Genomic DNA, 21,837 nt, shown 5'->3' with positions numbered 1-21,837 from the left:
TGGCGATTAGGGTGTTGGCTTGTAACTAGCAACACGCTCACTTTTCCGGTGGGCGGATCAATACGTTCCATACAGGAGGAGCACAGTGGGCGAGGCCGAAGCCGCCGCGGTAGAGAATGTGGCAGGCAACTTGGGTTTCAAAGACGGAGACCTGATCCAGGAGTTCGGCTACGACGAGGACGTGGACTTCGATCTGCGCGACGACATCGAGGACCTCACCGGCTCCGAGCTGCTCACCGAGGACGACCACGAAGTGGTTGACGCGGCGATCCTGTGGTGGCGCGACGGCGACGGGGACCTGGTGGACACGCTGGTCGACGCACAGACCACGCTCGCGCCGGGCGGCGTGGTGTGGCTGCTGACTCCGAAGTCGGGCCGCGACGGCTACGTGCCGGCATCCGACGTCCAGGAAGCGGCACCGACCGCCGGGCTGCACGTGACCACGTCCGCCGGTGTGTCCAGCGACTGGTCCGCCAACCGGCTGGTCAGCAAGCGGACCAACAAGTGAGCGCGGCCGCACCGCAGGTAGGCCAGTCTGCGCCCGATTTCGAGCTGGTTAACCAGTTCGGCGAACCGATCCGGCTCTCCGCGCTGCGCGGCGGCAACGTGGTGGTGGTGTTCTACCCGTTCGCGTTCTCCGGCATCTGCACCGGCGAGCTGTGCGAGCTGCGCGACGACCTGAACGTGTTCCGCAGCGAAAACGCCCGCGTCATCGCGGTCTCGGTGGACCATAAGTTCGCGCTGCGCGCCTTTGCCGAGCAGGAAGGCTACGAGTTCGACCTGCTGGCCGACTTCTGGCCGCACGGCGAGGTGGCCAAGGCCTATGGCGTGTTCGACGAGGAATCCGGCATGGCGCTGCGCGGCACCTTCATCATCGACGCCGAGGGCATCCTGCGGCACGAGATCCGCAACCCGCGCGGCCAGGCCCGTGACATCCAGGAATACCACCGCGTGCTGAAAGAGCTCTAGCCACCATGGAGCAGCTGGCGCCGGCGCTCGAGCTGCTGGCCGGACGCCGGCTGGCCGTCTTGACCGGCGCCGGCCTCAGCACCGATTCCGGCATCCCGGACTACCGCGGCCCCACCTCCGTGCCGCGGACCCCGATGACCTACCAGCAGTTCGTCGGCGACGAGGAACTGCGCCGCCGCTACTGGGCCCGCAACCACGTGGGCTGGCGGCACATGCACCACGCCGCGCCCAACCCCGGCCACTACGCGCTGGCCGCGATGGAAAGCAATGGAGTGGTGGTCGGCCTGATCACGCAGAACGTGGACCGGCTGCACGAAGACGCCGGCAGCGTGAACGTCATAGACCTGCACGGCCGCTTCGACCGGGTCATCTGCCTGAACTGCGGCGACGTCACCACCCGCTCCTCCCTGGCCGACCGGCTGGAAGAGCTCAACCCCGCCTACGCCGCCACCGGGGATGCCGGCGACGTAGCCCCCGATGCGGATGCCGACGTCGCCCACACCGCGCACTTTGTTGTGGCGGATTGCCTGGTTTGCGGCGGCATGCTCAAACCGGACTTCGTCTACTTCGGTGAAAACGTTCCCAAGGACCGCGTCGCGTCTGCCTACGCCATGGTGGACGACGGCGAGGCGCTGCTGGTGGCCGGGTCATCTCTGACGGTGATGAGCGGCCTGCGCTTTGTCCGGCACGCCGCCAAGCACGGCAAGCCGGTGGTCATCATCAACCGCGGCACTACCCGCGGCGATGACCTGGCGGACGTGAAGCTGGAAGCCGGCGTTTCCGAGGCTCTGGGCTATCTGGCTGCGGAGCTGCCGGGACGGCTGCAGCAGCTGGCCTGAGCGGCTTCTGGCAGACCGCGTCAGCGGGCCGTCTGGCGGCTGCTTGCGGGCCGCCGGACACGAGTTTCCAACGGCGTCCTGAATCGCCCCCAACTGCCCGTACGGACGACCCATTGCGGGCTGGCTGGATCTCCCAAGCGGTGGGGCCGAACCATGCCCGAATCGGACGCCAACCGCTCCCAAAACGCACGACGGCGGTGCCTCGCCACTGTGCCCCGGCCCACCTGAGCCACGAGTCAGGTTTATCGTCCTATCGTGTTTATTGCCACGGAAGTTTAGTTGGCGTTCACGCCCATTTATCCGGTAGAGTAAATCCTCGTGATGTTGCGGCGGATAACGCTCCGCGGTCCCGCTTTCGACATTACAACGGGTCTTTAGCTCAGCTGGTAGAGCGCCACGTTTACACCGTGGATGTCATCGGTTCGATCCCGGTAGGACCCACCATCCAACCCCGTGTTTTCTCGCCTAACCGGCCGGAAAACACGGGGTTTCTTCGTCTCCCGGTCTCGCTACCGCCCCGCATCCGACGAGTACGCGGTGCCGGACCGTTCAATCCTGAGCAGATCTTTAGCAACAGGCCTGCCGATCAGGTGTAACGTGTGTCTCCCGGCGATGACTACATGGGGGTAGGGAGAACCGGATTGATGAGGTAACGGCCCCGCCTTCTGTGGGGGAGGGGCGGGGCCGTTCTCTAAGGTTCCGGGATGTGCCGGATGAAGTATTCGTCCGTGTGAAGCATCCGACGGCGGCTGTGCCTGCTCTCGCGAATCCAGACCACTCCCAGCCCCGCGGCGGTATCTTCCACGCGGCCCCGGTAGTAGACCACGTCGTTTTGCCCGGCTTCCACTTGATCTCCCCGACGGAAGTGGGAAAGATCAGCCAGCCACACCGGGCTGCCGCCAAGGTCCTGGTCCCGCTGCTGCTCAGATGACATCTCATCCTCCTTGGATCGAGCGATGCTCACCATGGTGCAAGCCCGGCGTTGCAACGGTATTTCCAGTGGGTTATATCGATGCGAAGACACCATTCCTCGCGGACGTCTCGGGGGCAGCCGGGCATGAAGCACAAGCGAGGAGCAGGCTCCCGCCGATGGCCAGGATCGGCAAGGGGCTGGCCATGATCGGCAAGATTTAAAGGGAAAGGCACTGTCCCTGAGAGGGACAGTGCCTTTCGGGCAGCCGTTAGATGGGGGATCAACGGGACTGCCAGGGGATCGGCGGTGCAGCGCTTGGAGATGGGGGCTCCAAGGCATTCATAAGGCAACCGCCTCGGGCTAGTCTGCCATGGCGATGGGCATTTCTCAACCACAATCATTGATCTTCCCAACGTGTCCTTCGACGGGCGCAGTTCCGCCCGAAACAGCGGCATCACCAAGGGTTTCATGCTCCAGAAAAGCCGTTCCAAGGCTCGTCTTGCGCATACCATGAGCCAACGCTGAGCCGACGCTGCGTCATGCAATAACGGTTAAGCAACGGAGCTTGCGAACCCTCCACAACCATCCGACTGTCTGTAAAGCTGTACCGGTCATGCTGGATTTCGTTGGGGGGCAACAATGGATAGATTCTGTCGCGGAGCAGGCCACACCTTCATCCACACGCGCGCTGTCACGTCCAGGCGCTGTGCGTATTGCGGCACACGCCGCTGGCCGTGGTCGGTGCAGGATCCCGGGCAGATGACGCGGCGGGATCTAATGGAGGACAGCGCCCTGCCCGCGTTAGCCCATCACAATGCCTTCAATCCAGCGGCTGCTGTGGTCGTAGCGCTCGACGGCGAAGCGGCCGAGGGCAGTGCCGGCGCGGTTGCCGGCCCAGGATCTCCCGTCGAGGATGCTGCCAGTGATGATGCCATTGACGCCTGGCTGCGCTTCCGCCCATCCATGCCAGCGGGCGAATGAGCCGAAGGTAACGCTCCGCCACTTAGCCGGTGCCGCCGGTCACGACTAGGCTTGTTGAGGAACCTCGGCCCGCTCGGGCTGTTCGCTGACGTCCCTGCCCGCGGGGACCGCCCACACATGGAGATTCAATGAGCGCACACATCGGTGTGACAGGTCTGGCCGTCATGGGTGCCAACCTGGCACGGAACTTTGCCCGCAACGGCTACACGGTCGCCCTGCACAACCGCTCGGTGGCAAAGACGGACGCGCTGCTGCAGGCGCACGGCGACGAGGGCGAGTTCATCCGCACCGAATCGCTGCAGGAACTGGTGGACAACCTGCAGAAGCCGCGGCGCGTGCTCATCATGGTCAAGGCCGGCAAGCCGGTGGATTCGGTGATCGAGCAGTTGGTCCCGCTGCTCGAAGAAGGCGACATCGTCATCGATGCCGGCAACTCGCACTACGAGGACACCCGGCGCCGCGAAGCTTCGCTGGCCGAGAAGGGCCTGCACTTCGTGGGCATCGGCGTCTCCGGCGGCGAGGAGGGCGCGCTGCTCGGCCCGTCCATCATGCCCGGCGGCTCCCGCCAGTCCTATGACTCGCTCGGCCCCATGCTGGAAAAAATCTCCGCCAAGTACGACGGCGAGCCCTGCTGCCGCTGGATCAGCACTGACGGCGCGGGCCACTTTGTGAAGATGGTGCACAACGGCATCGAATACGCGGACATGCAGGTCATCGGCGAGGCCTACGACCTGCTCCGCACCGGCGCCGGCCTGGAGCCGCAGCAGCAGGCCGAAATCTTCACCGCCTGGAACAAGACTGAACTCTCGTCCTTCCTGATTGAAATCACCGCAGAGGTCTTGGCCCACACAGATGCCAAGACCGGCAAGCCCTTCGTCGACGTCGTCGTGGACTCGGCCGGCCAGAAGGGCACCGGCCGCTGGACCGTCGTCTCGGCGCTGGAGCTCGGCTCGCCGGTGTCCGGCATCGCCGAATCCGTCTTCGCCCGCGGACTGTCTTCGCAGCGTGGCCAGCGGGCCATCGCCCAGGACGTCCTGACCGGTCACGAAGAGGACGTCACCGTGCCGCAGAGCTTCGTCGAAGACGTCCGCCAGGCGCTCTTCGCCTCGAAGCTGGTCAGCTACGCCCAGGGCATCGACATGCTCGGTTCCGCGGCCGGCGAGTACGGCTGGGAGCTGAAGTTGGACGAAATCGCCTCGCTCTGGCGCGCCGGCTGCATCATCCGCGCCGAGCTGCTGGACGACATCATGAAGGCCTACGCCGGCGACTACAAGCCGGAGAACCTGCTCTTCGCCCCGGCCTTCGCCGAAGCCATCGGTGCCGCTGTCCCGGCCTGGCGCCGCGTGGTGGCCACCGCCGTGCAGTTGGGCATCCCTGTGCCAGTCTTCTCCTCCTCGCTGGCCTACTACGACGGACTGCGCCGCAAGCGCTTGCCCGCCGCACTGACCCAGGGCCTCCGCGACCTGTTCGGCGCGCATACCTACGGTCGCACCGACGCCGAAGGAACCTTCCACACCCTCTGGAGCGGCGACAAGTCCGAAGTAGAAGCCGTCGACACCCACTAAGTAGGAGAAACCAACCAAGGTTGTCCCTTGCCGGTGATCGACCAAGCTTGCCCCCTTGCCGGTGATCGACCCATGGTTGCCCCACCGGTGATCGACCAAGGTTGCTCAGCAACCGCGTGGAGATCCCTGACGCGCGAATGCCCCGCAGCTGCTCAAGCAGCTGCGGGGCGTTCCGCTTTTGCCGCATGTCCGAACGCAAATGCTCGCGTGTACGCGAACCGGACGCCTGTGGCGCGCTGCAACCACGGAACCAGCCGGTGAGTGGCTGCTCGGTCACCGGCCGGTTCTGTTTGATCTAGACGTCAGTAGCTGGTCAGTGGCCCAAAGCCTTGAGGATAGGTTGTTCCAGGTAGGGGGCCAGGGTTTGGGCGTAGGTGGCCGTGATGTGGGAGGCATCGAAGTAAGTGACAACTGAGCCGACCACGGCAGGGCACGAACCGTCGGCGCAGAAGTACCGGTCCATGTTCACGGTATGGATCCTCGAGTGGTCCAGTTCCCGGGCTGTTGTGGTGACCGGGTCCATCCAATGCCACGCTTCTGGTGTGCCCCCGCATTCTTGGGGGCTGCCTGGGTTCTCCGCGAGGCAGTCCGGAATTGAATCGACAGTATTGCCCGGGTAGGGCGGATCCTTGATGACCAGGACGTTGGCGCCGCTGTCCGCCCAACGGGACAAGTAGTCCCGGTAGCCGTCAGTTGCTGGTTCTTCGGTGCCATCCCAAGACTGTCCCTGGACCGGAACCGACTGACGTTCCGACGTGATGATTAGGTCGAACGCATCTCTGGACGTCTCGTCCATCACCCACTCGCCATAGGCGCTGCAATTGGCTGTCTTTTCCTCGGTGTCGAATTGCAGCGGTACCGACGTCGGATTGCACATCGAGACCAGGTATGTGGAGATCGTCCAGTCATTCCGTTCGGCCAGTACCTGCAGTGCGGGAAGCCAATGCCCAGCATGCGAGTTTCCGACGAGCGCCACCTTGGTCGGCCCATCGCCGTACTTGCATACGGGGCGGTCCGAAAAGGGTTCGTTCGACCAGCAGCCGTCCGCATAGGCGTCCGACTTGTCCTCCTTGGCCAGCGCAGGCTCCGGGACTATTGGCGACTGAGGGTCCGGAACGCATTCGTCAAAGCCCTTGGCGAGGGCGGCGGCGCCGAAGCAGGGATCCCCATCGCTCACCATGGCCGCGAGCTGCTGCTGACCTTGGGATGTGCGGTGGTTAGTCTCCACCAACTGCGCCCCGCCCACCGCGGTGAGCAACACCATGCCCGCCGCCGCAAATCGATAGGTGGACGCCCATCCCTTCTGGCTGGACGGGAACCGGAAGCGGTCCTCAATGAAGGTCTTGCTGAGCCCCGCCAAGACCAGCGTGGCAGCCAAGATCAGCGATTTGTCCAACCAGCCCAGGTCTCCGCCACTGGCGTACGGCAGAAGGACAATCAAGGGCCAATGCCAGAGGTAAACCGAGTAGGAAACCGCCCCGAGCCACTGGACGGGCCGGATCCGCATCACAGCAGTAGGGGAGAGCTTGCCCTCGGCGCTTGCGAAGATCACCAGGGCGGTGCCCATTACCGGCAGCAGCGCTGTATACCCCGGGAATGGCACTGCCCCCGTGTAGAGCGCGCCCGCACTGACGATTGCCGCAATCCCAATCCATGCTAGGGCTGCTCGCACAGCGTCAGGGGTGCGCTGTGCCAAGGCGGGCGCAGAAAGAGCGACGAGACCGCCTACTCCCAGTTCCCACATTCGCGTTGGTGTAATGAAATAAGCACTTCCGGGCTCAGAAGCGGTGGCAGCGATGGAGATCATCAAAGAGAGTGCGACGACGGCGGCTACAGCGCCGACGAGCAGGCGCCGTGCTTTGAGCCTCCATTTGCCCGCAAACCAGAACACCCCGAATACGAGGACCGGCCAAAAGAGGTAGAACTGCTCCTCGACAGACAAGGACCAAAAATGCTGAGTGGGCGTGGGAGCATTGTCAGCCGCCAAATAGTCCACCGAGCTACCGGCTAACACCCAGTTCTGCACATACAGCGCCGAGGAGATGATCTCCTTGGCTATCGCACCCCACTGCGTGGGCGGAGCCACCAGCCGGGAAGCGACAGCCGTCGCGGCTAATACGACAAATGCTGCAGGCAGGAGACGGAGTATCCTGCGCGCCCAAAATGCGTTCAGATCGTGCCAGTTCGTCGGCGGCCGCTTGATCAGGTGGGACGTGATCAAGAAGCCTGAAATGACGAAGAAGACGTCCACTCCGACGAATCCGCCGGTCAATCGTTCTGGCCACAGATGGTAGATGACGACTAAAGCTACGGCTATCGCCCGGAGCCCTTGGATGTCCAGACGGATCTTTGTTCCGGGCTTCGTCGCTAAGGACACGGTCCGAGGTGTTGCAACTGCAGAGATGGGCTTGCTCCTGCGAGGGGACGGGGGACTTGGAACGACCCACTCTATCGAACGCGAGTGTCGAATGACTGGGCCAGCATCCTCGTGCACAGCCCCGACTAGATTCTTGACCACCATCACCTGCGCTCGACTGCTAATTGCGCCCCGGCCGGGACCGGCCGCCCAGATCATGCGCAAGCGTCAGCAGTAGGCCGGAATCATGGACGCTTGCAGAGCGGGGATCGATACAATCTGGGACCAAGCTGGCCCCGGGGCAACCTGATCGGTTGGCCCGGGGCCAGCCGGTAAAACTGCGTCGTTAAGTACGGACTAGCGCTTAGAGGGCCGGTAGCCAGCGTTGATAGCTGCTCCCTGGCTCGCGAAGCACTCTTCTGGGTTCTTCGTGGCCGTATGCGCATAGCTGGACGACGGCAGGCGGTCACGGTGTTGGCAGCAACGGTGCCGCAGAGCGTCGTCGAGGACCCACGCCGGGCGCTGGGGTGAGTCAGGCTACATCATCATGCCCGGGGCCATATACAGCCCGGGCAGTAGCCAGGGGTTGGCCGGCACGAAGCAGGCGAAGACAATCAGTGCGACGCCGATCGCGTGACTGAACGCGATTCCGTGCCGCCAGGTCTTTTCCAGCAGGACGGCGGCAGCAATGGCGGCCATCCAGGCCAGATTCATGACGCCTACAGTGATGAGAACCAGCATCAGCCCCCAGCAGCAGCCCACGCAGTACAGGCCGTGGTACAGGCCCACGCGAAGGTCGCGGAAGGCACCTCGGTAGCTGGAAGCGTGCAGCAGGAAGGCCATTGGCGAGCGGCAGTGTCGGAGGCAAAAATTCTTCAGCGGCGTCAGCTGGTAGATGCCCGCGGCCGCCAGCAGCCCGGCTCCGACCCAGGCGGCGGCGATCGGGGCATCGGCGGCCAGCCGGGCGCCGAGTACCGACGCGGCATAGGCCAGGATGCCGAAACCGGTCCAGGTGAGCAGGTATCCGGCCACCAGTGCGGTAGTCCGCGCGGCCCGGGTTCGGCTGTTGTGCTCGGCGCGGATGGACCGCAGGTACGCCGACAGCAGCGGGGCCAGAGACGGCAGCATCATCGCGGTCATCATTAGCGCCCAGCCGGCTAGGAAACCGGCCAGCCCCAGCCCCATGGCGCCGGGGCCCGGCGGCATCCCGGCGGCCAGTTGCACCGTGAGGTACCAGGCCAGCAGGGCGCAGCCTATAAGGGCGAGCAGACCCGGACGGAAGCGTACAGCAGGAACGACGCGGCGTTGCATCCTAGGCTGACCAGGCAAACGGGGCTGAGAAGGAGCTCTTGCCCGCGTTGTCCCAGGTCATCCCGAATACGTCGACGCGTGAGGCGGTTGCCGTGCCGGCAGCCAGCGGATCGGATGGGAAGCCCACCCCGCTGACCTTCACGCCCTGCTCGGTCGGGTCGAAACGCGAAACGAAGTCCTCGACGGCGATGTCTACCCCGCCGCCAGCCCGGACCTGGTGCCGACGTCCGTCGTCGGAGTAGTTCATATCGACTTGCTCCATGCCGACCATCTCGCCAATTAGCGGAGCCGCGCCAGCCATGGGTCCGCCGATCTGTCCGCTGAAGACAGCGCCGAGAGCCTGGGCCTGGTCTGCGGAGGCGGAGGCGTCCATCAGCACGCCAACCTTCCAGCCCCCGTCGCTCATCACAGGCGGAGTGTCGGCCACGATGCAGACGGTGAGGTCGGAGACGTCGACGTGGTCAACTTCCCCTGTTTCGACGTGGAAGGCTAGTGCGACCTTGCATCGTTCATTATCCGCTGGCGCAATCATGCCCGAGGTCGAACATGGGCAGATCATGTCGCAATTGCAGTTTTCGAAGTATGTACCTTCGATGTGCCAGGACATTCGAGGCTCCCTTCAAGAGGCACCCCTCTTTGAATTGTCCTCCGCGGCAAAAAGCCGGTCAATAGGCCGATAACAGCGGTCAGATTCACAATTGCTGGTCCGAGATACTCAGATGTATTCACCGCGGGCTTCATCGCTCTAGCTGTGGTCGAGGTACCGGAAGGTCGGAGTGGCCACTGCGCCGAGGGTCGTCTGTCGTCAGATTTTCCGCGTTTTGGAGGAGATTCTCGTGGCGGTGGTGTAGCCGGACTTCGTGCCGGTTATCTTCACGCTGATCCGATCACCGCGGTCGATCGAGACGAGCTTGTAGGTCTTAAATTTCGCGCCCTTGATGGCTTTTCCGGAGCGGTACCACTGGTACTTCAGTTTGGTGCCGGATGTCCAAGTGCCGGCCTTTGCTGTCAGCTTCTTTCCGACTTTAGCTGTCCCGTAAATCTTCGGTTTTGCAGACGTCAGGGTGCCGGCGGCGACTTTGCCTGTCTTCGCCGAGGTTTTTGCTGCGGAGGCGTATCCGGCCTTGGACCCGGTGACCTTCACGGTGATCCGGTCGGCGCGGTCGGCGGCGACGAGCTTGTAGGTTCTGGATGTGGCGCCCTTGATGGCTTTTCCGGAGCGGTACCACTGGTACTTCAGTTTGGTGCCGGAAGTCCAGGTTCCCGCCGTCGCCGTGAGCTTCTTTCCGACTTTGGGGGTACCTGCAATCTCAGGGGTGGCGGTGGCCATCGTGCCGGCTGCGACTCTAACGGCGGCAGATTCACGGGCGGCGGTGGCGTATCCGCTTTTCGCTCCGGTCATCCGGAGCTTGATGGACTTGCCGACATCGATCGCAGTCAGTACGTATGTAGTGTCGGTGGCCCTATGGATGGGGGAGCCGTTGCGCAGCCACTGGTACGTCAGAGTGACGCCAGGCGTCCAAGGCCCGCTTGTCGCCTTGAGCAGGTGGCCGACCTTGGCGTTACCAGTGATCATCGGAGTAGCGGTGGCTAGAACGCCTGCTGAAATGGCCGCAGAGCGGCGGACACTGGTCGCGTAACCGCTCTTAGTGCCGGTCACGAGGACTGAAACTTTTGAACCGGTGTCGGCTGAGGTCAGCCGGTAGGTAGGGCCTGTTGCCCCAGTAATGGAAGATCCGTCGCGGAGCCACTGGTAGGAGAATAGAACGGGTTGGGGGGACCACGCGCCTGCGTTGACGGAGAGTGTGCTGCCGATCGCGCCTGTTCCGACGATGACGGGAGTGCTGGTGATTAGCTTTGGCAGAAGGGAATCGACGGCCGCCAGTGCACTCACGAGTCCCGTGCCGCAGCCGCGAGAGCAGTCGGCGATTGGACGCGCCGAGTTCTTGATGACAGCCTCGATCTGTGCGGGGGATAGGAATGGGTCGGCTGACTTCAGCAGGGCGGCAACACTGGCCACGTGCGGTGCAGCCATCGAGGTGCCCTGCATGCTGGCGTATCCCTCTCCCACGGGGATCGTAGTGCCGGTGTCCACAGTTGATAGGATGCCGCCGGTGCGAAACCGCATGTCTCCACCCGGAGCCGTTACGTCGACGGCGGCTCCGTAGTTGGAATAGTGGGCGCGGTCGCCGGTCGGACCAGAGGCGGCTACGGTAATGACGTTGCTGCAGTTGGCAGGGGAGGAGTTTTCGGCGGGCTTGGCTTCGTTGCCGGCCGCGACTACAACAGTGCTTCCCTCACCAACCGCAAAATCGATGGCGTGCTGCATGCTGGGGCTGCAAGCATCGCCGCCGCCAAGGCTCATATTGATAACGTCGGCGGGATTCGGATTGCGAATTGTGTCTTCAACGTCTCCGCCAGCCGCCCAGATGACGGCGTCTGCGATGTCAGACATCCAGCCCCCGCAAGCGCCCAGCACGCGGACAGGAACGACTTTCGCACCATGGGCCGCCCCCGCAACTCCTCGACCATTGCCTGCGACGGCAGCGATGATGCCTGCCACATGGGTCCCGTGCCACGAAGAGTCGGAACCGATTTCGTCGCACCAGTCGCCATTGTCCATCGGATCCTGATCGCGCCCGTCGCCGTCCCGCGATATATCGGGGTCGGAGATCAGATCGGCGCCGGGCAAAATATTAGCTTCGAGATCGCTGTGTTGGGTCAGTCCAGTGTCGATCACAGCAACCACGGACCCCTCGCCGGTTGTGGTGAGCCACGTTTCGGGGAGGGCCAGACCGGCATTGCTGTTAGCGAATGACCATTGTTGCTTGTAGTGCGTATCGTTGGGACTGTACGCCGGGTACATCAGGACATCCTGCTCCGCGTACTCGACATCCGGGTGGCTAGCCAAGGCGTCGACGAATTCATTGGCGTCCGCGGCAGTGAGTTCCCGATCGGACTCGATGACCCTGGCCCCGTCTGCCGTTGTGCGCAGTTCTTCAATTCCCACGTCGGCATCTGCAGCAGCTTCGCTATAGACGTCTCGCACGGTGGCCGTGGCCTCAGCGGTGTCGCGGAACTTGACGATAAATCGGTCGCCGCCTTCCTCCGTGGATGGCGCTTGACGCGCCTGGACATTCGGAAGGTGGGGATGGCGGTTCGCTGCGGACGCGGCGGCAGGAGCCGGAAGGACCGAACCAGACACGAGTAATATCGCTGAGGCGGTAACGACCCATGCTGGTACCAATTTGCGGAACATTCCCGACATATGAATCCTCAAGCTTGATGAAGGCGCCCAAAAAATACGAGTCGTCCAGCGCGAGATTAAAGCCTGGGCGGGGGCAATGCGAATTCCTCCGCGCTGCTAGCAGGCCTGCGTCTGTTGAGCGGCGACACGGCCAGCATCTAATTACGCCCTCGACGTTGAGACTAGTTGGAGCCGTGCCGCATCTTTCTATATCGGCAGTTCTGCTTGATTGGTAATGTCGACGAGCTATGCCAATCAGGCGTTGGGCCCCCGTTACAAATTGGTCGTCGCGCTCCAATCTGATGGTCTGTCGCGAGGGCGGGGGGCCACAGCCGAGAAATGGGTTGCTGCTGAAGGCAACAACCCATTTCTTGAGAGTCATGGTGGACCGACTCGATTGCCGTGGATCCTGTAAAGTGTGGTTCTCCACAGAATCGGCGACGGTACCCCTTAGAATCCCTTAACGTATTCGACTGATCCAGCGGCGTAATCTCTGATGCGCCAGACTCCACCCTTGACTTCATCGGCTGGGACATCAGCAAACACCACTCCGTAGCCAATCGAGGATCTAACGTCCACGTCTGCGGGAAGCAGTGGCCCTATATCGCGGTAGGAATCCTCTACCGTGTACCAGGACTCGTCGTAGACGCCTCCGTAGCGCCCGATGTAATCAATGACGATCGAGTCAGCCGGATCAGCGATATGATCGCTGATGTTACCCAAGAGAACCTCTACATACAGGTCCACTTTTCCTGACTCGGTGTCACTCGGATATGCACGTGGCCCAAAAAACGTTGCCATCCAGTCGTGCATGGCGAATACCTGGTCAATAGCGAAAGGGTCTTGTTTCGTTGAATATACATACAACACCGTTGTTGCTGAGATAGCCCTTCCAGCCTTGTTCGTGACTGTGACCCTATAGGTGTTCAATTCATTTTTAGACCGTGCGGTAAAGGTGTAGTTCGGGCCAGTTGCTCCAGAAATTCTCGTCCAGTTGACTCTTCCGTCAACTCCTTCGACCTCGCGTTCCCACTGATAGGACAGGGCCCCTCCGGTCGCTTGACTCTTGATAGTGACGGATCGACCGGCCGTGGTTACGACAGAAGTCGGGATCTTAACTGCTGGTTTGACGACAGTGAAGACTCTCGCGGTCTGAGATGTGGCTTTTCCTGCCTTGTTGCTGGCAATGACCCGATATTCGATTGTAGACTGCCCTGTGGGAGCGGTGAAGGAATGGGTCGACCTGGTGGCCTTGGAAATATTCGCCCATCTAGATCCGGCTTTACGCTGCCACTGGTAGGACACGGAACCGCCGCTGGCTTTGACCGAAAGCGCTACCTTCGATTGTGCAGCCGCGGTCACGCTCTTGGGCTGAGTTGTGATCTTGGGTGACGTGACCACGCTGAGCTTGGCGCTCTTGGAAGTCGCTTTTCCGCGCGAATTGGAGACAATGACGCGGTACTTTGCTCCATTGAGGCGTGTGTCGGCCTTCACCTTTAGAGTTTTGGTTTTCGCGGAAGAGCCTGTCGCCTTGACCCATCTACTGGACTTGGGCTTCTTCACCTGCCACTGATACTTGAGCTTGCTACCGGTTGCTTTGACTTTGAAGCCGTGAGTCTTGCCCTTGGCTACGGTTGCAGACTTTGGGCTGGTCGTGATTTTTGCTTTGCCGACCGCCGTGGTGGCCGCGATCGTTGTAGTGACGCTACGGGTGATTGGGCTCGCGTTTGCCGGAGCGACGGCAATCGGCGCAGCGAGCAGAAGCGCGGCCACCGAAATTGTGGTGGCGCGCTGAAGGAGTCTCTTCAAGAATATTCCCCCAACGAGAATGAGAAATAGAGCAGATGGAAGTGTTTGCTCTCCGGATGATCTCGGAGTTCCCTGCATAATACCCAATAAATAAGCATTATGTAGGCTGTGGAGTGATTGATTACACTGGGAGACTGCCCTCGGAATCCGCAACGTCATCGGCTATCGGGGAGGCGGCCTGCTTCCGCCCGAGGCCATGCCCCTAAATGCAAAGCCCTCAGCCAGGTGGAAACCATTTCGCAAACAGTGCATCGAGACCCTCGTATGTTCGATTCTTGGATAGCTCGGCCGTCCGTGAGTCTGGCGCTACGCTGACAATACGTCGAAAAAAGTTTTAGGCGCCGAATGGATCTGGAAAACGGTGACGTCAGGCGGGATACAGGCTGGCCCGGGACGACCGATCGGTTGTCCCGGGCCAGCCTTATGCTTTGTTCTAGGCCAAAGAGTTAGGTTAGCGTTTTGAGGGACGGTAACCCGCGTTGATGGCTGCGCTCTGGCTGGCAAAGCACTCTTCCGGATTGGTCCGGCTGTAGAAGCTGCCGCCAGGAACGTGGTAAATCATCGAGCTGGCGTTGCCCTTGATCGGATAGCCAGCCGGGCAGTTCCAACTGCCCGTGCCAGCAACGCTGGCGGGCTTCTTACCGGACTTGATGGTCAGCAATTGGGTCTTCGTCGCAGTACGCGTGGCCATCGAGGACGGCAAACGGTATTTCACGGTTGTCGTGACTTTGTATTTTCCGGCTTTGAGAGACGCCGACTTCTTGTTCTTAGCCACAGTCTTGTTGCCCAGCTTGACCGTCAAGGTTTTGGAAATGACCTTCACACCCTGAGCAGCCGTAACGTTCGGCTTGATGGTCGCCTTTCCGTTGTAGGGAACCTTCTTGCCAGCGATCGACTTCACTGCAACGGCGTTGCGGACGACCAGTTTTTGAGTCTTGGTGGTGCTCTTGGAAGAGGCGTAGACGCGGGTGCCGTCCTCCATCGCATATTTCTTGTACTTTACTGTGGTCTTCACCGAGTAAGTGCCGGCTTTGAGCTTCGCCTTGGTCTTGTTCTTGACCACCACCTTGTTGCCCTGCTTGACCGTCACGACCTTGGAGGTGACGGTGACCCAGCCGGTTGTGGAGACCGCTGGCTTGACGGTTGCCGTTCCGTTGACGGGCGCTACCGGGCTTGCGATCTTCATGATCGCCAGGCTCGTCTCGGGTGCAGGAGTCGGAACCGTTTCGTCGACTGGTGTTTCAGATACGGGTGTTGTGGCTGGCAGCGGTGCTGCGTGGGCAGCGGTGACCGAACCAAAGAGGAGCGAGGCTGCGGCCGCTGAGACCGCCATACCCCGCATTAAAGATGCGAGTTTCAATTTCCCCAACTTTCCCGGGCAATTAGCCGGTAAATAGTTTGACGGGGTAATCGTATGACAGATGACTCCAGTGGTGTGTGCGCCGCTGAGGTGATGACGTAATCGGCAAAATTCGGTCGTGCCGGACGGCCACCAGACCGTGACAGAACTACAGCAATTCGGCGCGCAGTTGGGCCGCGGACTTGGGGGAGAGCAGGCCTGGTGGGACGTCGAAGACGGTGACGGCGCCGAACTGGCCCTGCTGGTTCAGCCGGTGCACTGCCCGGGCGTAGGCCACCAGGACGCTGGCGGTGAATTCCGGGTTGCTCTCCAGGGTGAGTCGGTATTCGATGACCTGGGCGTGCGCGTCGCTGGTGTTACCGCTGCGGATCGTGACGCCGCCGTGCGGCATGGCGCTGTGATCGCGGGCCAACTCTTCGGCGGTGATGAAGTGGACTTCGGTGTTGTACTGGTCGAAGTAGTGCGGCATGGTCACGATGGCCTCGCGGACGGATGCGGCGTCGGCGCCGTCGGCCAGTACCACGAAGCATTCGCGGGCGTGCTTCTCCCGGGTCTCCAGCTGCGGGCGGCTGCCGTTGCGGACCTGCTCGATGGCGTCCTCGGACGGCAAGGTGTACTGGACGCCGGCGGCTACACCGGGCACGCGGCGAATCGCGTCCGAGTGGCCCTGGCTCAGCCCGCGGCCCCAGAACGTGTAGGTGTCGCCGTCGGGGAGCAGGGCTTCTCCGTAGACCCGGTTGATCGAGAGAATCCCGGGATCCCAGCCGGCCGAAATCAGCGCGGTCTTCCGGGCCGCGCGGGCCGGGGTGTCAACGGTCTCGAAGTACTCCGGGATGCGGGCGTGCGTGTCGAAGCTGTCCACGGTGTTGAAGAGGGCGGCGATGACCGGCCCCTGCTGCGGCAGGTCTTCCTTCGAGCCGCCGCACAGAATCAGCACGTCAATGCGGTCCTCGTGCGCGGCGAGGTCATCCATGGCGTAGACCGCGGTCTCGGTGCGCAGAGTGGCCAGATCCGCGGGATGCCGGCGGGTGAACACCCCCACCAGTTGCATGTCCGGGTTTTTGGCCACCGCGGCCTCCACGCCGCGGCCCAGGTTTCCGTAGCCGGCAATGCCGATACGAATCGATTCACCCAAGGGTCTGTCCTATCGTCAGTTTCAACGGTGTTTCAGGCAGCGGAGGGTTAGATCCACATCGCGGGATCGATGTACTCGGCCGGGTCAACGGCAGGCTTGGTTTCGCGCTGCGGGTCGCGGTGCCGGAAGGTGGCAGGAATGCCGGTGATGATGGATTCCGGCGGGGCGTCCTTGACCACCACGGCGTTGGCGCCGATGGCGCTGTCCGCGCCGATAACCACGGGCCCGAGCACCTTGGCTCCGGCGCCGATGACCACGCGGTCGCCGATGGTGGGGTGGCGCTTGACCTTCGCCAGCGAGCGGCCGCCGAGGGTGACGCCGTGGTAGATCATCACGTCCTCGCCGATCTCCGCGGTTTCGCCGATCACTACGCCCATACCGTGGTCAATGAAGAACCTGCGGCCAATCGTCGCGCCGGGGTGGATCTCGATGCCGGTCAGGAATCGGCCGGCCTGGGAGATCAGCCGGGCCGGCAGCCGCAGCGACGGGTTGGCCCACATTTTGTGGGTCAGCCGGTGGATCCAGATGGCATGCAATCCGGAATAGGCCAGGAAATTCTCGACGCGGCCCCGCGCCGCCGGGTCATGCGACCGGGCGGCCTCGAGGTCTTCACGCAGTCGCGCTAGGAAACCCATGTGCTCTTTCTGATCGGACATCGCGCCGCGGGCGGAGCTAAAACTGCCTAGCCGCCGCCCGCCTGGCGCGGGGAAGCTGGTTAGCCGCGGATGTCGTCGTAGAGGAGCGTGGAAATGTAGCGCTCACCGAAGTCGGGCACCACGGCCACGATCAGCTTACCGGCGTTCTCCGGCCGCTTGGCCACTTCCAGCGCCGCCCAGACCGCAGCACCGGAGGAGATGCCGCCGAGGATGCCTTCCTTGATGCCCAGATCGCGGGCGACGGCGACCGAAGCCGACGTCGGTGCATCCAGCACTTCGTCGTAGACGTTGGTGTCCAGCACCTCCGGAATGAAGTTGGCGCCCAGGCCCTGGATCTTGTGCGGGCCGGGATTGCCGCCGGTCAGGATGGGGGAGTCTTCCGGCTCGACGGCAATGATCCGCACGCCGGGCTTGCGCTCCTTGAGCAGGCCGCCGGCGCCGGTGATGGTGCCGCCGGTGCCGATGCCGGCCACCAGGATGTCCACCTGGCCGTCGGTGTCGGCCCAGATTTCCTCGCCGGTGGTGTTCCGATGGATCAGCGGGTTGGCCTCATTGGCGAACTGCTGCGCCCAGATGGAGTTCTCGGTGTTGGCCACGATCTCCTTGGCCTTCTCCACCGCACCGCGCATGCCCTCGGAGCCCGGGGTCAGCACGATCTCGGCACCGAAGGCGCGCAACATCACGCGGCGTTCGGTGGACATGGTCTCCGGCATGGTCAGGATGACCTTGTAGCCGCGGGCCGCGCCGACCATGGCCAGCGCGATGCCGGTGTTGCCGGACGTGCCCTCCACGATGGTGCCGCCCGGCTTCAGGGCTCCGGCCTTCTCGGCGGCGTCGACGATGGCCACACCGATCCGGTCCTTCACCGAGTTGGCCGGGTTGTAGAACTCCAGCTTCACGGCCACCTGGGCCGGCAGGCCTTCGGTGAGTCGGTTCAGGCGCACCAGCGGGGTGCGTCCCACAACCTGGGTGACGTCGTCGTAAATCGGTGCCATGTGTGTGTTCCTGCCTTCTGGCCCGGAGGCCGCTACAAAGATGGGAGTAACAAAACTTCTTTCAGCCTAGTCAGCGCGCTGATCGGCCTGCTATGCGGTGAGCCATTCGGCGTAATATTTTCGGGCCTTGGCCAGCTTGGGATTGATGATCACCTGGCAGTAGCCCATCTGCGGATGCTTGGCGTAGAAGTTCTGGTGGTATTCCTCCGCCGGGTAGAACTCCGGCAGCCGGACCACTTCGGTCACGATCGGGTCGTGCCAGTCGGCCTGCGCACGTTCAATCGCCGAAACAAAGGTCTGCTTCTGCTCGTCGTCGATGTAAAACATCGACGAACGGTACTGGGTGCCGACGTCGTACCCCTGGCGGTTCAGCGTGGTGGGATCGTGCGACGCGAAGAACATGCCCAGGATGACGTCTTCGGGAACAACCGTCTCGTCGAACGTGACCGCGACAACCTCCGCGTGCCCGGTGGTTCCGGAGCAGACCGCCTCATAGGACGGGTTCCGCACAGCGCCACCGGTATAGCCGGAGACCACCTCCGTCACGCCGCGGGTCATGTTGTAGACCGCGTCCAGGCACCAGAAGCAGCCACCGCCAAGCACAAAAGTCTTCATGGGTTAAACAATGTCACGGACCCCTCGAATGTTCCCGGGGTGCAAGTCATCCGCCCCGGGCGGGTGAGCGGGCCCGCGGCGGATGGGGTAGAAAAGGACTTATGGTCGACGACGAACAGCTCCGCACCGGGGACACCGACGCCCCCGCGGGATCCACACCTTCAGCGGGAACCCAAGCCCCGGCCCGCACCGACAACCCTGCGGAAGCAGAAACCTCACACGATGATCAGGCTCCCGCGGGCGCCGAAACCACTGCGGGTGCAGCAGCCGCCGGGCCGGTCGAAGAGCAGCCGAAAACGCCGGTCCTCGGCGATGTGCTGCTGGCCATTGAGGAACTGTGGCCCGAATCGCTGGCCGAGCAGTGGGATGCCGTTGGCCCCGTCGTCGGGCGTCCGACTGCGGAGGTGCAGAAGATCCTGTTCGCAGTGGATCCCACGGCCGACGTGATCACCGAAGCCATCGAGTGGGGCGCCGACCTGCTGGTCACCCACCACCCGCTGCTGCTGAAGCCGGTCAATTCGGTGGCAACCTCCAGCTTCAAGGGCGACGCGGTGCACCGGCTGATCGAGAACGGCTGCGCCTTGGTCACCGTGCACACCAACGGGGACAGCGCAGTGGGCGGAGTTTCCGACGTGCTGGCCGATGCCCTCGGTTTGCAGGACGTGCGGCCGCTCTCGCCGGCCGACAATGGGCTGCCGGAAGAAGGCATCGGACGCGTCGGAGAGTTGTCCGAAGCCAGGACCCTTGGCGAGTTCGCCGAGCAAGTCTTCAGCATCCTGCCGGCCGTCGCCGGGGGAGTGAAGGTGGCGGGCGACCGCAACGGAATCATCCGCAGTGTGGCCGTCTGCGGCGGTGCCGGCGACTCGCTGTTCGATCAGGTCCGCGCATCCCGCGCGGACGTTTATGTGACGGCAGATCTGCGCCACCATCCGGCCTCCGAGGCACGCGAAGGAACGGTGGAAGGCCGGCCGTACCTGATCGACGTCTCGCATTTCGGCAGCGAATGGCTCTGGCTGACCCCGGCGTCGGCGGCGCTCGACAACGTCTTGACCGACCAGGGCTACCGCGTGGAAGTCAAGGTCAGCGTGACCAACACCGACCCGTGGGATTTCGTCCTCACACCGGGCTAACAGCGCCGCGTCCGGACGGTAGGCTAGGACGAGGCTGAACCGCAAACGGTTCCGCAGCGTGTTGAAAGGACGTACATGGCGAAGGCACCGGCTTCCGAGCAACTGAGACTGCTCGACCTGCAGGCACTCGACGGCAAGCTCACCCAGCTGAGCCGCCGCGCTGCAGCCACTGCCAAGAACGCCGAGATCGACGCACTGGTGGAGAAGCTGGCCGCCGCCGACTCGTCGCTGGTTGCCCTGAACACCGAGATTGCCGACACCGAGCGCGAGCTGAAGCGCGCCGAGGCGGACGTGGAGACCGTGGAATCGCGGATCGAACGAGACCAGAAGCGGCTGAACAGCGGATCGGGCACACCCAAGGACCTCACCGCGCTGCAGCATGAGCTGGTCTCGCTAAACAAGCGCCGCAGCGACCTCGAAGACGTTGAGCTGGAAGTGATGGAGCGCCTTGAAGCGCTCCGGACCCGCCAAAACGAACACAAGCAGGCCAACGACCAGCTGCGCGAGGAGTTGTCCGGCCTGGAACGTACCCGCGACGATGAACTCGCGGCGATCGACAATGAACGCGGCACCGTGTCCGCGGAGCGCAAGGAACTGGCTGCCAGCTTCGAACCCGCCCTGCTGGCCGTCTACGAAAAGACGCTGGCCCACCGCGGCATCGGCGCGGCCCGCCTGTTCCACGGTAAGTCCGAAGGTTCGGGCATGCAGCTCAGCGCCGGCGATCTGGCCGACATCCGCAAGGCATCCCCGGACGACATCGTCTTCTGCCCCGACTCCGGCTGCATCCTCATCCGCTCACAGGAGTGGGCCAGCTAGTCCCCTCGGAGAAAGCCGGGCAGCGAGCCGGCATTTCGGTCGGCCGTTGAGCGAAGCGGTACTTATCGAGCTGGCGGGAGCCAGCCCAGGTTTGTCAGCTTGGCCTCGATGACCCGCCGCAGGACCTCGTACCCCACCGCATTTAGGTGTGCACGGTTGCTGGAGAGACTGGGCGGCTTGTTGCCTCCAGCCTGTTCTCTCAGGTCCGACGGCGTCGGCCGGACGCCGGCCATCTCCCAGATCCCTCGGTGTGTCAGCAAGCGGTCCAGATCCACGTACCGCGGACCGTACCGAGAGCTCAGGGCATCATTGACACGGTAGATGCGCCGTCGTACTGGTGCCGAGGCTTGTGTCCCAGTATTGACGAAATGTCCCCAGACCAGCACATGCCCGCCGGCGGCTGAGAGCCACTTGTCAGCTGCGTCAGTCCACTCGACGATGGTGTCCGGGTCGCTCGTTGCATGGTATTTGCCGGTGAGATTGTTTTTGCCAATGCTCAGGTGGCTGATGCCGGCCCGGAAGCCACTGCCTTCGGTGGGGAGAAACGGGGTTCCGTCAGGAATCCGCACACTCTTGCCGGGCTGGCGCCGGTGGAAGCGGTAGCCCGGTTGTGCGCCATGGGCCTTGGATAGCTTCCCCGGAATGCCCGCCAGGTCGCCCGCAGCGCTGAACGATGCAGCATCCTCGGCGCTCATCGACCGTGACGACAGGAGGGCGGCGCCAGAGGCCGGGATGACTCCGGCGGCAACGCGCGCCGGCCGGGCTCCGATCCGGGCGAGGATCTGTTCCGCGCTCTGACCGCCGGCGCCCCCATTGAAGTACGTCATCCCGTAGGCAGAGGCTAGCTGTGCCAACTCCGGGGACGTTCCCTCGGCAGTCGAGGAGCCCCAACATGCCATCGTCGGCGCACCGCGGAGGCCCGGGTGGGCGGGGCGGGCCATGGCGCGTACCGCTGGCTGGCCCGCGACGTCGGCGGCTGCAGCACAGGGGACTGCGGCCAGCATCAGGCCAAGTACGGCCCGGCGCCGGACGGAATGCTGGATCGAGGACACGGTGCCTCCCCTACGGTGACGTCAGCAGTGGCAATGCCCGTTCAACAATGAACGGTGCCGTCGAGCGCATGCCCAAATATAGGCCTTG

The 21,837-nt window shown here is 63.1% G+C and carries 20 protein-coding genes and 1 tRNA gene; 9 read left to right on the top strand and 12 right to left on the bottom strand.

Annotation, left to right across the window (positions count from 1 at the left end; genetic code table 11):
• The first annotated feature begins 85 nt into the window (after positions 1 to 85).
• From ACMX2H_RS07865 to ACMX2H_RS07850, 4 genes are all read left to right on the top strand, one after another.
• A complete protein-coding gene (locus ACMX2H_RS07865) occupies positions 86 to 508 on the top strand; it encodes a DUF3052 domain-containing protein (RefSeq protein WP_136786956.1) in 423 nt (140 codons plus the stop codon).
• Positions 505 to 969 (top strand): peroxiredoxin, encoded by a 465-nt coding sequence (locus tag ACMX2H_RS07860; RefSeq protein ID WP_414959967.1) that lies wholly within the window; start codon positions 505 to 507, stop codon positions 967 to 969. Before ACMX2H_RS07865 ends, ACMX2H_RS07860 begins: the two co-directional genes overlap by 4 nt.
• Before the next feature lie 5 nt (positions 970 to 974).
• A complete protein-coding gene (locus ACMX2H_RS07855) occupies positions 975 to 1,808 on the top strand; it encodes an NAD-dependent protein deacetylase (protein WP_414959966.1) in 834 nt (277 codons plus the stop codon).
• Positions 1,809 to 2,176: 368 nt separating this feature from the next.
• Positions 2,177 to 2,252, top strand: a tRNA-Val gene (locus ACMX2H_RS07850).
• Between the two features lie 247 nt (positions 2,253 to 2,499).
• Here ACMX2H_RS07850 and ACMX2H_RS07845 read toward each other — a convergent pair.
• On the bottom strand, positions 2,500 to 2,742 hold the full coding sequence (locus ACMX2H_RS07845; protein WP_414959965.1) for a hypothetical protein: 243 nt from the start codon (positions 2,740 to 2,742) through the stop codon (positions 2,500 to 2,502).
• 65 nt (positions 2,743 to 2,807) lie between these two features.
• On the opposite strand from ACMX2H_RS07845, the gene ACMX2H_RS07840 reads away from it, so the two are divergent.
• The 3 genes from ACMX2H_RS07840 (at position 2,808) to gndA (ending at position 5,267) form a co-directional block, all read left to right on the top strand.
• Entirely contained in the window at positions 2,808 to 2,942 is a 135-nt protein-coding gene (locus tag ACMX2H_RS07840) for a hypothetical protein (RefSeq protein WP_414959964.1), read from the top strand.
• Positions 2,943 to 3,480: 538 nt separating this feature from the next.
• The gene (locus tag ACMX2H_RS07835) at positions 3,481 to 3,702 is read left to right on the top strand and encodes a hypothetical protein (RefSeq protein ID WP_414959963.1); all 222 of its coding nucleotides are present in this window, start codon (positions 3,481 to 3,483) and stop codon (positions 3,700 to 3,702) included.
• 128 nt (positions 3,703 to 3,830) lie between these two features.
• Positions 3,831 to 5,267, top strand: a complete 1,437-nt coding sequence (gndA, locus tag ACMX2H_RS07830; protein WP_414959962.1) for an NADP-dependent phosphogluconate dehydrogenase — start codon at positions 3,831 to 3,833, stop codon at positions 5,265 to 5,267.
• A 313-nt stretch (positions 5,268 to 5,580) separates the two neighbouring features.
• Here gndA and ACMX2H_RS07825 read toward each other — a convergent pair whose 3' ends face one another.
• From ACMX2H_RS07825 to msrA, 10 genes are all read right to left on the bottom strand, one after another.
• Positions 5,581 to 7,644 (bottom strand): acyltransferase family protein, encoded by a 2,064-nt coding sequence (locus tag ACMX2H_RS07825; protein ID WP_414959961.1) that lies wholly within the window; start codon positions 7,642 to 7,644, stop codon positions 5,581 to 5,583.
• 516 nt (positions 7,645 to 8,160) lie between these two features.
• On the bottom strand, positions 8,161 to 8,934 hold the full coding sequence (locus ACMX2H_RS07820) for a DUF2182 domain-containing protein (RefSeq protein WP_414959960.1): 774 nt from the start codon (positions 8,932 to 8,934) through the stop codon (positions 8,161 to 8,163).
• A gap of 1 nt (position 8,935) precedes the next feature.
• Positions 8,936 to 9,541 (bottom strand): DUF1326 domain-containing protein, encoded by a 606-nt coding sequence (locus tag ACMX2H_RS07815; RefSeq protein WP_414959959.1) that lies wholly within the window; start codon positions 9,539 to 9,541, stop codon positions 8,936 to 8,938.
• Positions 9,542 to 9,739: 198 nt separating this feature from the next.
• Positions 9,740 to 11,944: a S8 family serine peptidase gene (locus ACMX2H_RS07810; RefSeq protein WP_414959958.1), complete on the bottom strand. Its 2,205-nt coding sequence runs from the start codon at positions 11,942 to 11,944 to the stop codon at positions 9,740 to 9,742.
• Positions 11,945 to 12,631: 687 nt separating this feature from the next.
• On the bottom strand, positions 12,632 to 14,077 hold the full coding sequence (locus ACMX2H_RS07805; RefSeq protein ID WP_414959957.1) for a hypothetical protein: 1,446 nt from the start codon (positions 14,075 to 14,077) through the stop codon (positions 12,632 to 12,634).
• A gap of 364 nt (positions 14,078 to 14,441) precedes the next feature.
• The gene (locus ACMX2H_RS07800; protein WP_414959956.1) at positions 14,442 to 15,323 is read right to left on the bottom strand and encodes a sunset domain-containing protein; all 882 of its coding nucleotides are present in this window, start codon (positions 15,321 to 15,323) and stop codon (positions 14,442 to 14,444) included.
• A 175-nt stretch (positions 15,324 to 15,498) separates the two neighbouring features.
• Positions 15,499 to 16,485, bottom strand: a complete 987-nt coding sequence (locus tag ACMX2H_RS07795) for a diaminopimelate dehydrogenase (protein ID WP_414959955.1) — start codon at positions 16,483 to 16,485, stop codon at positions 15,499 to 15,501.
• A gap of 47 nt (positions 16,486 to 16,532) precedes the next feature.
• Positions 16,533 to 17,120, bottom strand: a complete 588-nt coding sequence (gene epsC / locus ACMX2H_RS07790) for a serine O-acetyltransferase EpsC (protein ID WP_136786967.1) — start codon at positions 17,118 to 17,120, stop codon at positions 16,533 to 16,535.
• 80 nt (positions 17,121 to 17,200) lie between these two features.
• Complete coding sequence (cysK, locus tag ACMX2H_RS07785; protein ID WP_414959954.1) at positions 17,201 to 18,136, bottom strand: cysteine synthase A; 936 nt, start codon at positions 18,134 to 18,136, stop codon at positions 17,201 to 17,203.
• A gap of 90 nt (positions 18,137 to 18,226) precedes the next feature.
• The gene (msrA, locus tag ACMX2H_RS07780; protein WP_414959953.1) at positions 18,227 to 18,751 is read right to left on the bottom strand and encodes a peptide-methionine (S)-S-oxide reductase MsrA; all 525 of its coding nucleotides are present in this window, start codon (positions 18,749 to 18,751) and stop codon (positions 18,227 to 18,229) included.
• A 101-nt stretch (positions 18,752 to 18,852) separates the two neighbouring features.
• Between msrA and ACMX2H_RS07775 the strand changes: the two genes are divergently transcribed.
• Positions 18,853 to 19,881 carry a Nif3-like dinuclear metal center hexameric protein gene (locus ACMX2H_RS07775; protein ID WP_414959952.1) on the top strand — a complete coding sequence of 343 codons (1,029 nt, stop codon included), beginning with the start codon at positions 18,853 to 18,855 and terminating at the stop codon, positions 19,879 to 19,881.
• A gap of 75 nt (positions 19,882 to 19,956) precedes the next feature.
• Positions 19,957 to 20,697 carry a zinc ribbon domain-containing protein gene (locus tag ACMX2H_RS07770; protein WP_414959951.1) on the top strand — a complete coding sequence of 247 codons (741 nt, stop codon included), beginning with the start codon at positions 19,957 to 19,959 and terminating at the stop codon, positions 20,695 to 20,697.
• Between the two features lie 62 nt (positions 20,698 to 20,759).
• Here ACMX2H_RS07770 and ACMX2H_RS07765 read toward each other — a convergent pair whose 3' ends face one another.
• Entirely contained in the window at positions 20,760 to 21,749 is a 990-nt protein-coding gene (locus ACMX2H_RS07765; RefSeq protein ID WP_414959950.1) for an SGNH/GDSL hydrolase family protein, read from the bottom strand.
• Positions 21,750 to 21,837 lie beyond the last annotated feature (88 nt).

The organism is Arthrobacter sulfonylureivorans (assembly GCF_047607445.1).
Taxonomy (GTDB): Bacteria; Actinomycetota; Actinomycetes; order Actinomycetales; family Micrococcaceae; genus Crystallibacter; species Crystallibacter sulfonylureivorans_A.
The sequence above is the reverse complement of the archived record's forward strand: the minus strand, read 5'-3'. Positions and strand labels throughout refer to the sequence as shown.

Coding starts and splice junctions, on each gene's coding strand:
- msrA (WP_414959953.1), bottom strand. CDS start 18,751: ATGAAGACTTTTGTGCTTGGCGGTGGCTGCTTCTGGTGCCTGGACGCG.
- ACMX2H_RS07820 (WP_414959960.1), bottom strand. CDS start 8,934: ATGCAACGCCGCGTCGTTCCTGCTGTACGCTTCCGTCCGGGTCTGCTC.
- ACMX2H_RS07775 (WP_414959952.1), top strand. CDS start 18,853: ATGGTCGACGACGAACAGCTCCGCACCGGGGACACCGACGCCCCCGCG.
- epsC (WP_136786967.1), bottom strand. CDS start 17,120: ATGGGTTTCCTAGCGCGACTGCGTGAAGACCTCGAGGCCGCCCGGTCG.
- ACMX2H_RS07770 (WP_414959951.1), top strand. CDS start 19,957: ATGGCGAAGGCACCGGCTTCCGAGCAACTGAGACTGCTCGACCTGCAG.
- ACMX2H_RS07815 (WP_414959959.1), bottom strand. CDS start 9,541: ATGTCCTGGCACATCGAAGGTACATACTTCGAAAACTGCAATTGCGAC.
- gndA (WP_414959962.1), top strand. CDS start 3,831: ATGAGCGCACACATCGGTGTGACAGGTCTGGCCGTCATGGGTGCCAAC.
- ACMX2H_RS07855 (WP_414959966.1), top strand. CDS start 975: ATGGAGCAGCTGGCGCCGGCGCTCGAGCTGCTGGCCGGACGCCGGCTG.
- ACMX2H_RS07835 (WP_414959963.1), top strand. CDS start 3,481: ATGACGCGGCGGGATCTAATGGAGGACAGCGCCCTGCCCGCGTTAGCC.
- ACMX2H_RS07845 (WP_414959965.1), bottom strand. CDS start 2,742: ATGTCATCTGAGCAGCAGCGGGACCAGGACCTTGGCGGCAGCCCGGTG.
- cysK (WP_414959954.1), bottom strand. CDS start 18,136: ATGGCACCGATTTACGACGACGTCACCCAGGTTGTGGGACGCACCCCG.
- ACMX2H_RS07800 (WP_414959956.1), bottom strand. CDS start 15,323: ATGGCGGTCTCAGCGGCCGCAGCCTCGCTCCTCTTTGGTTCGGTCACC.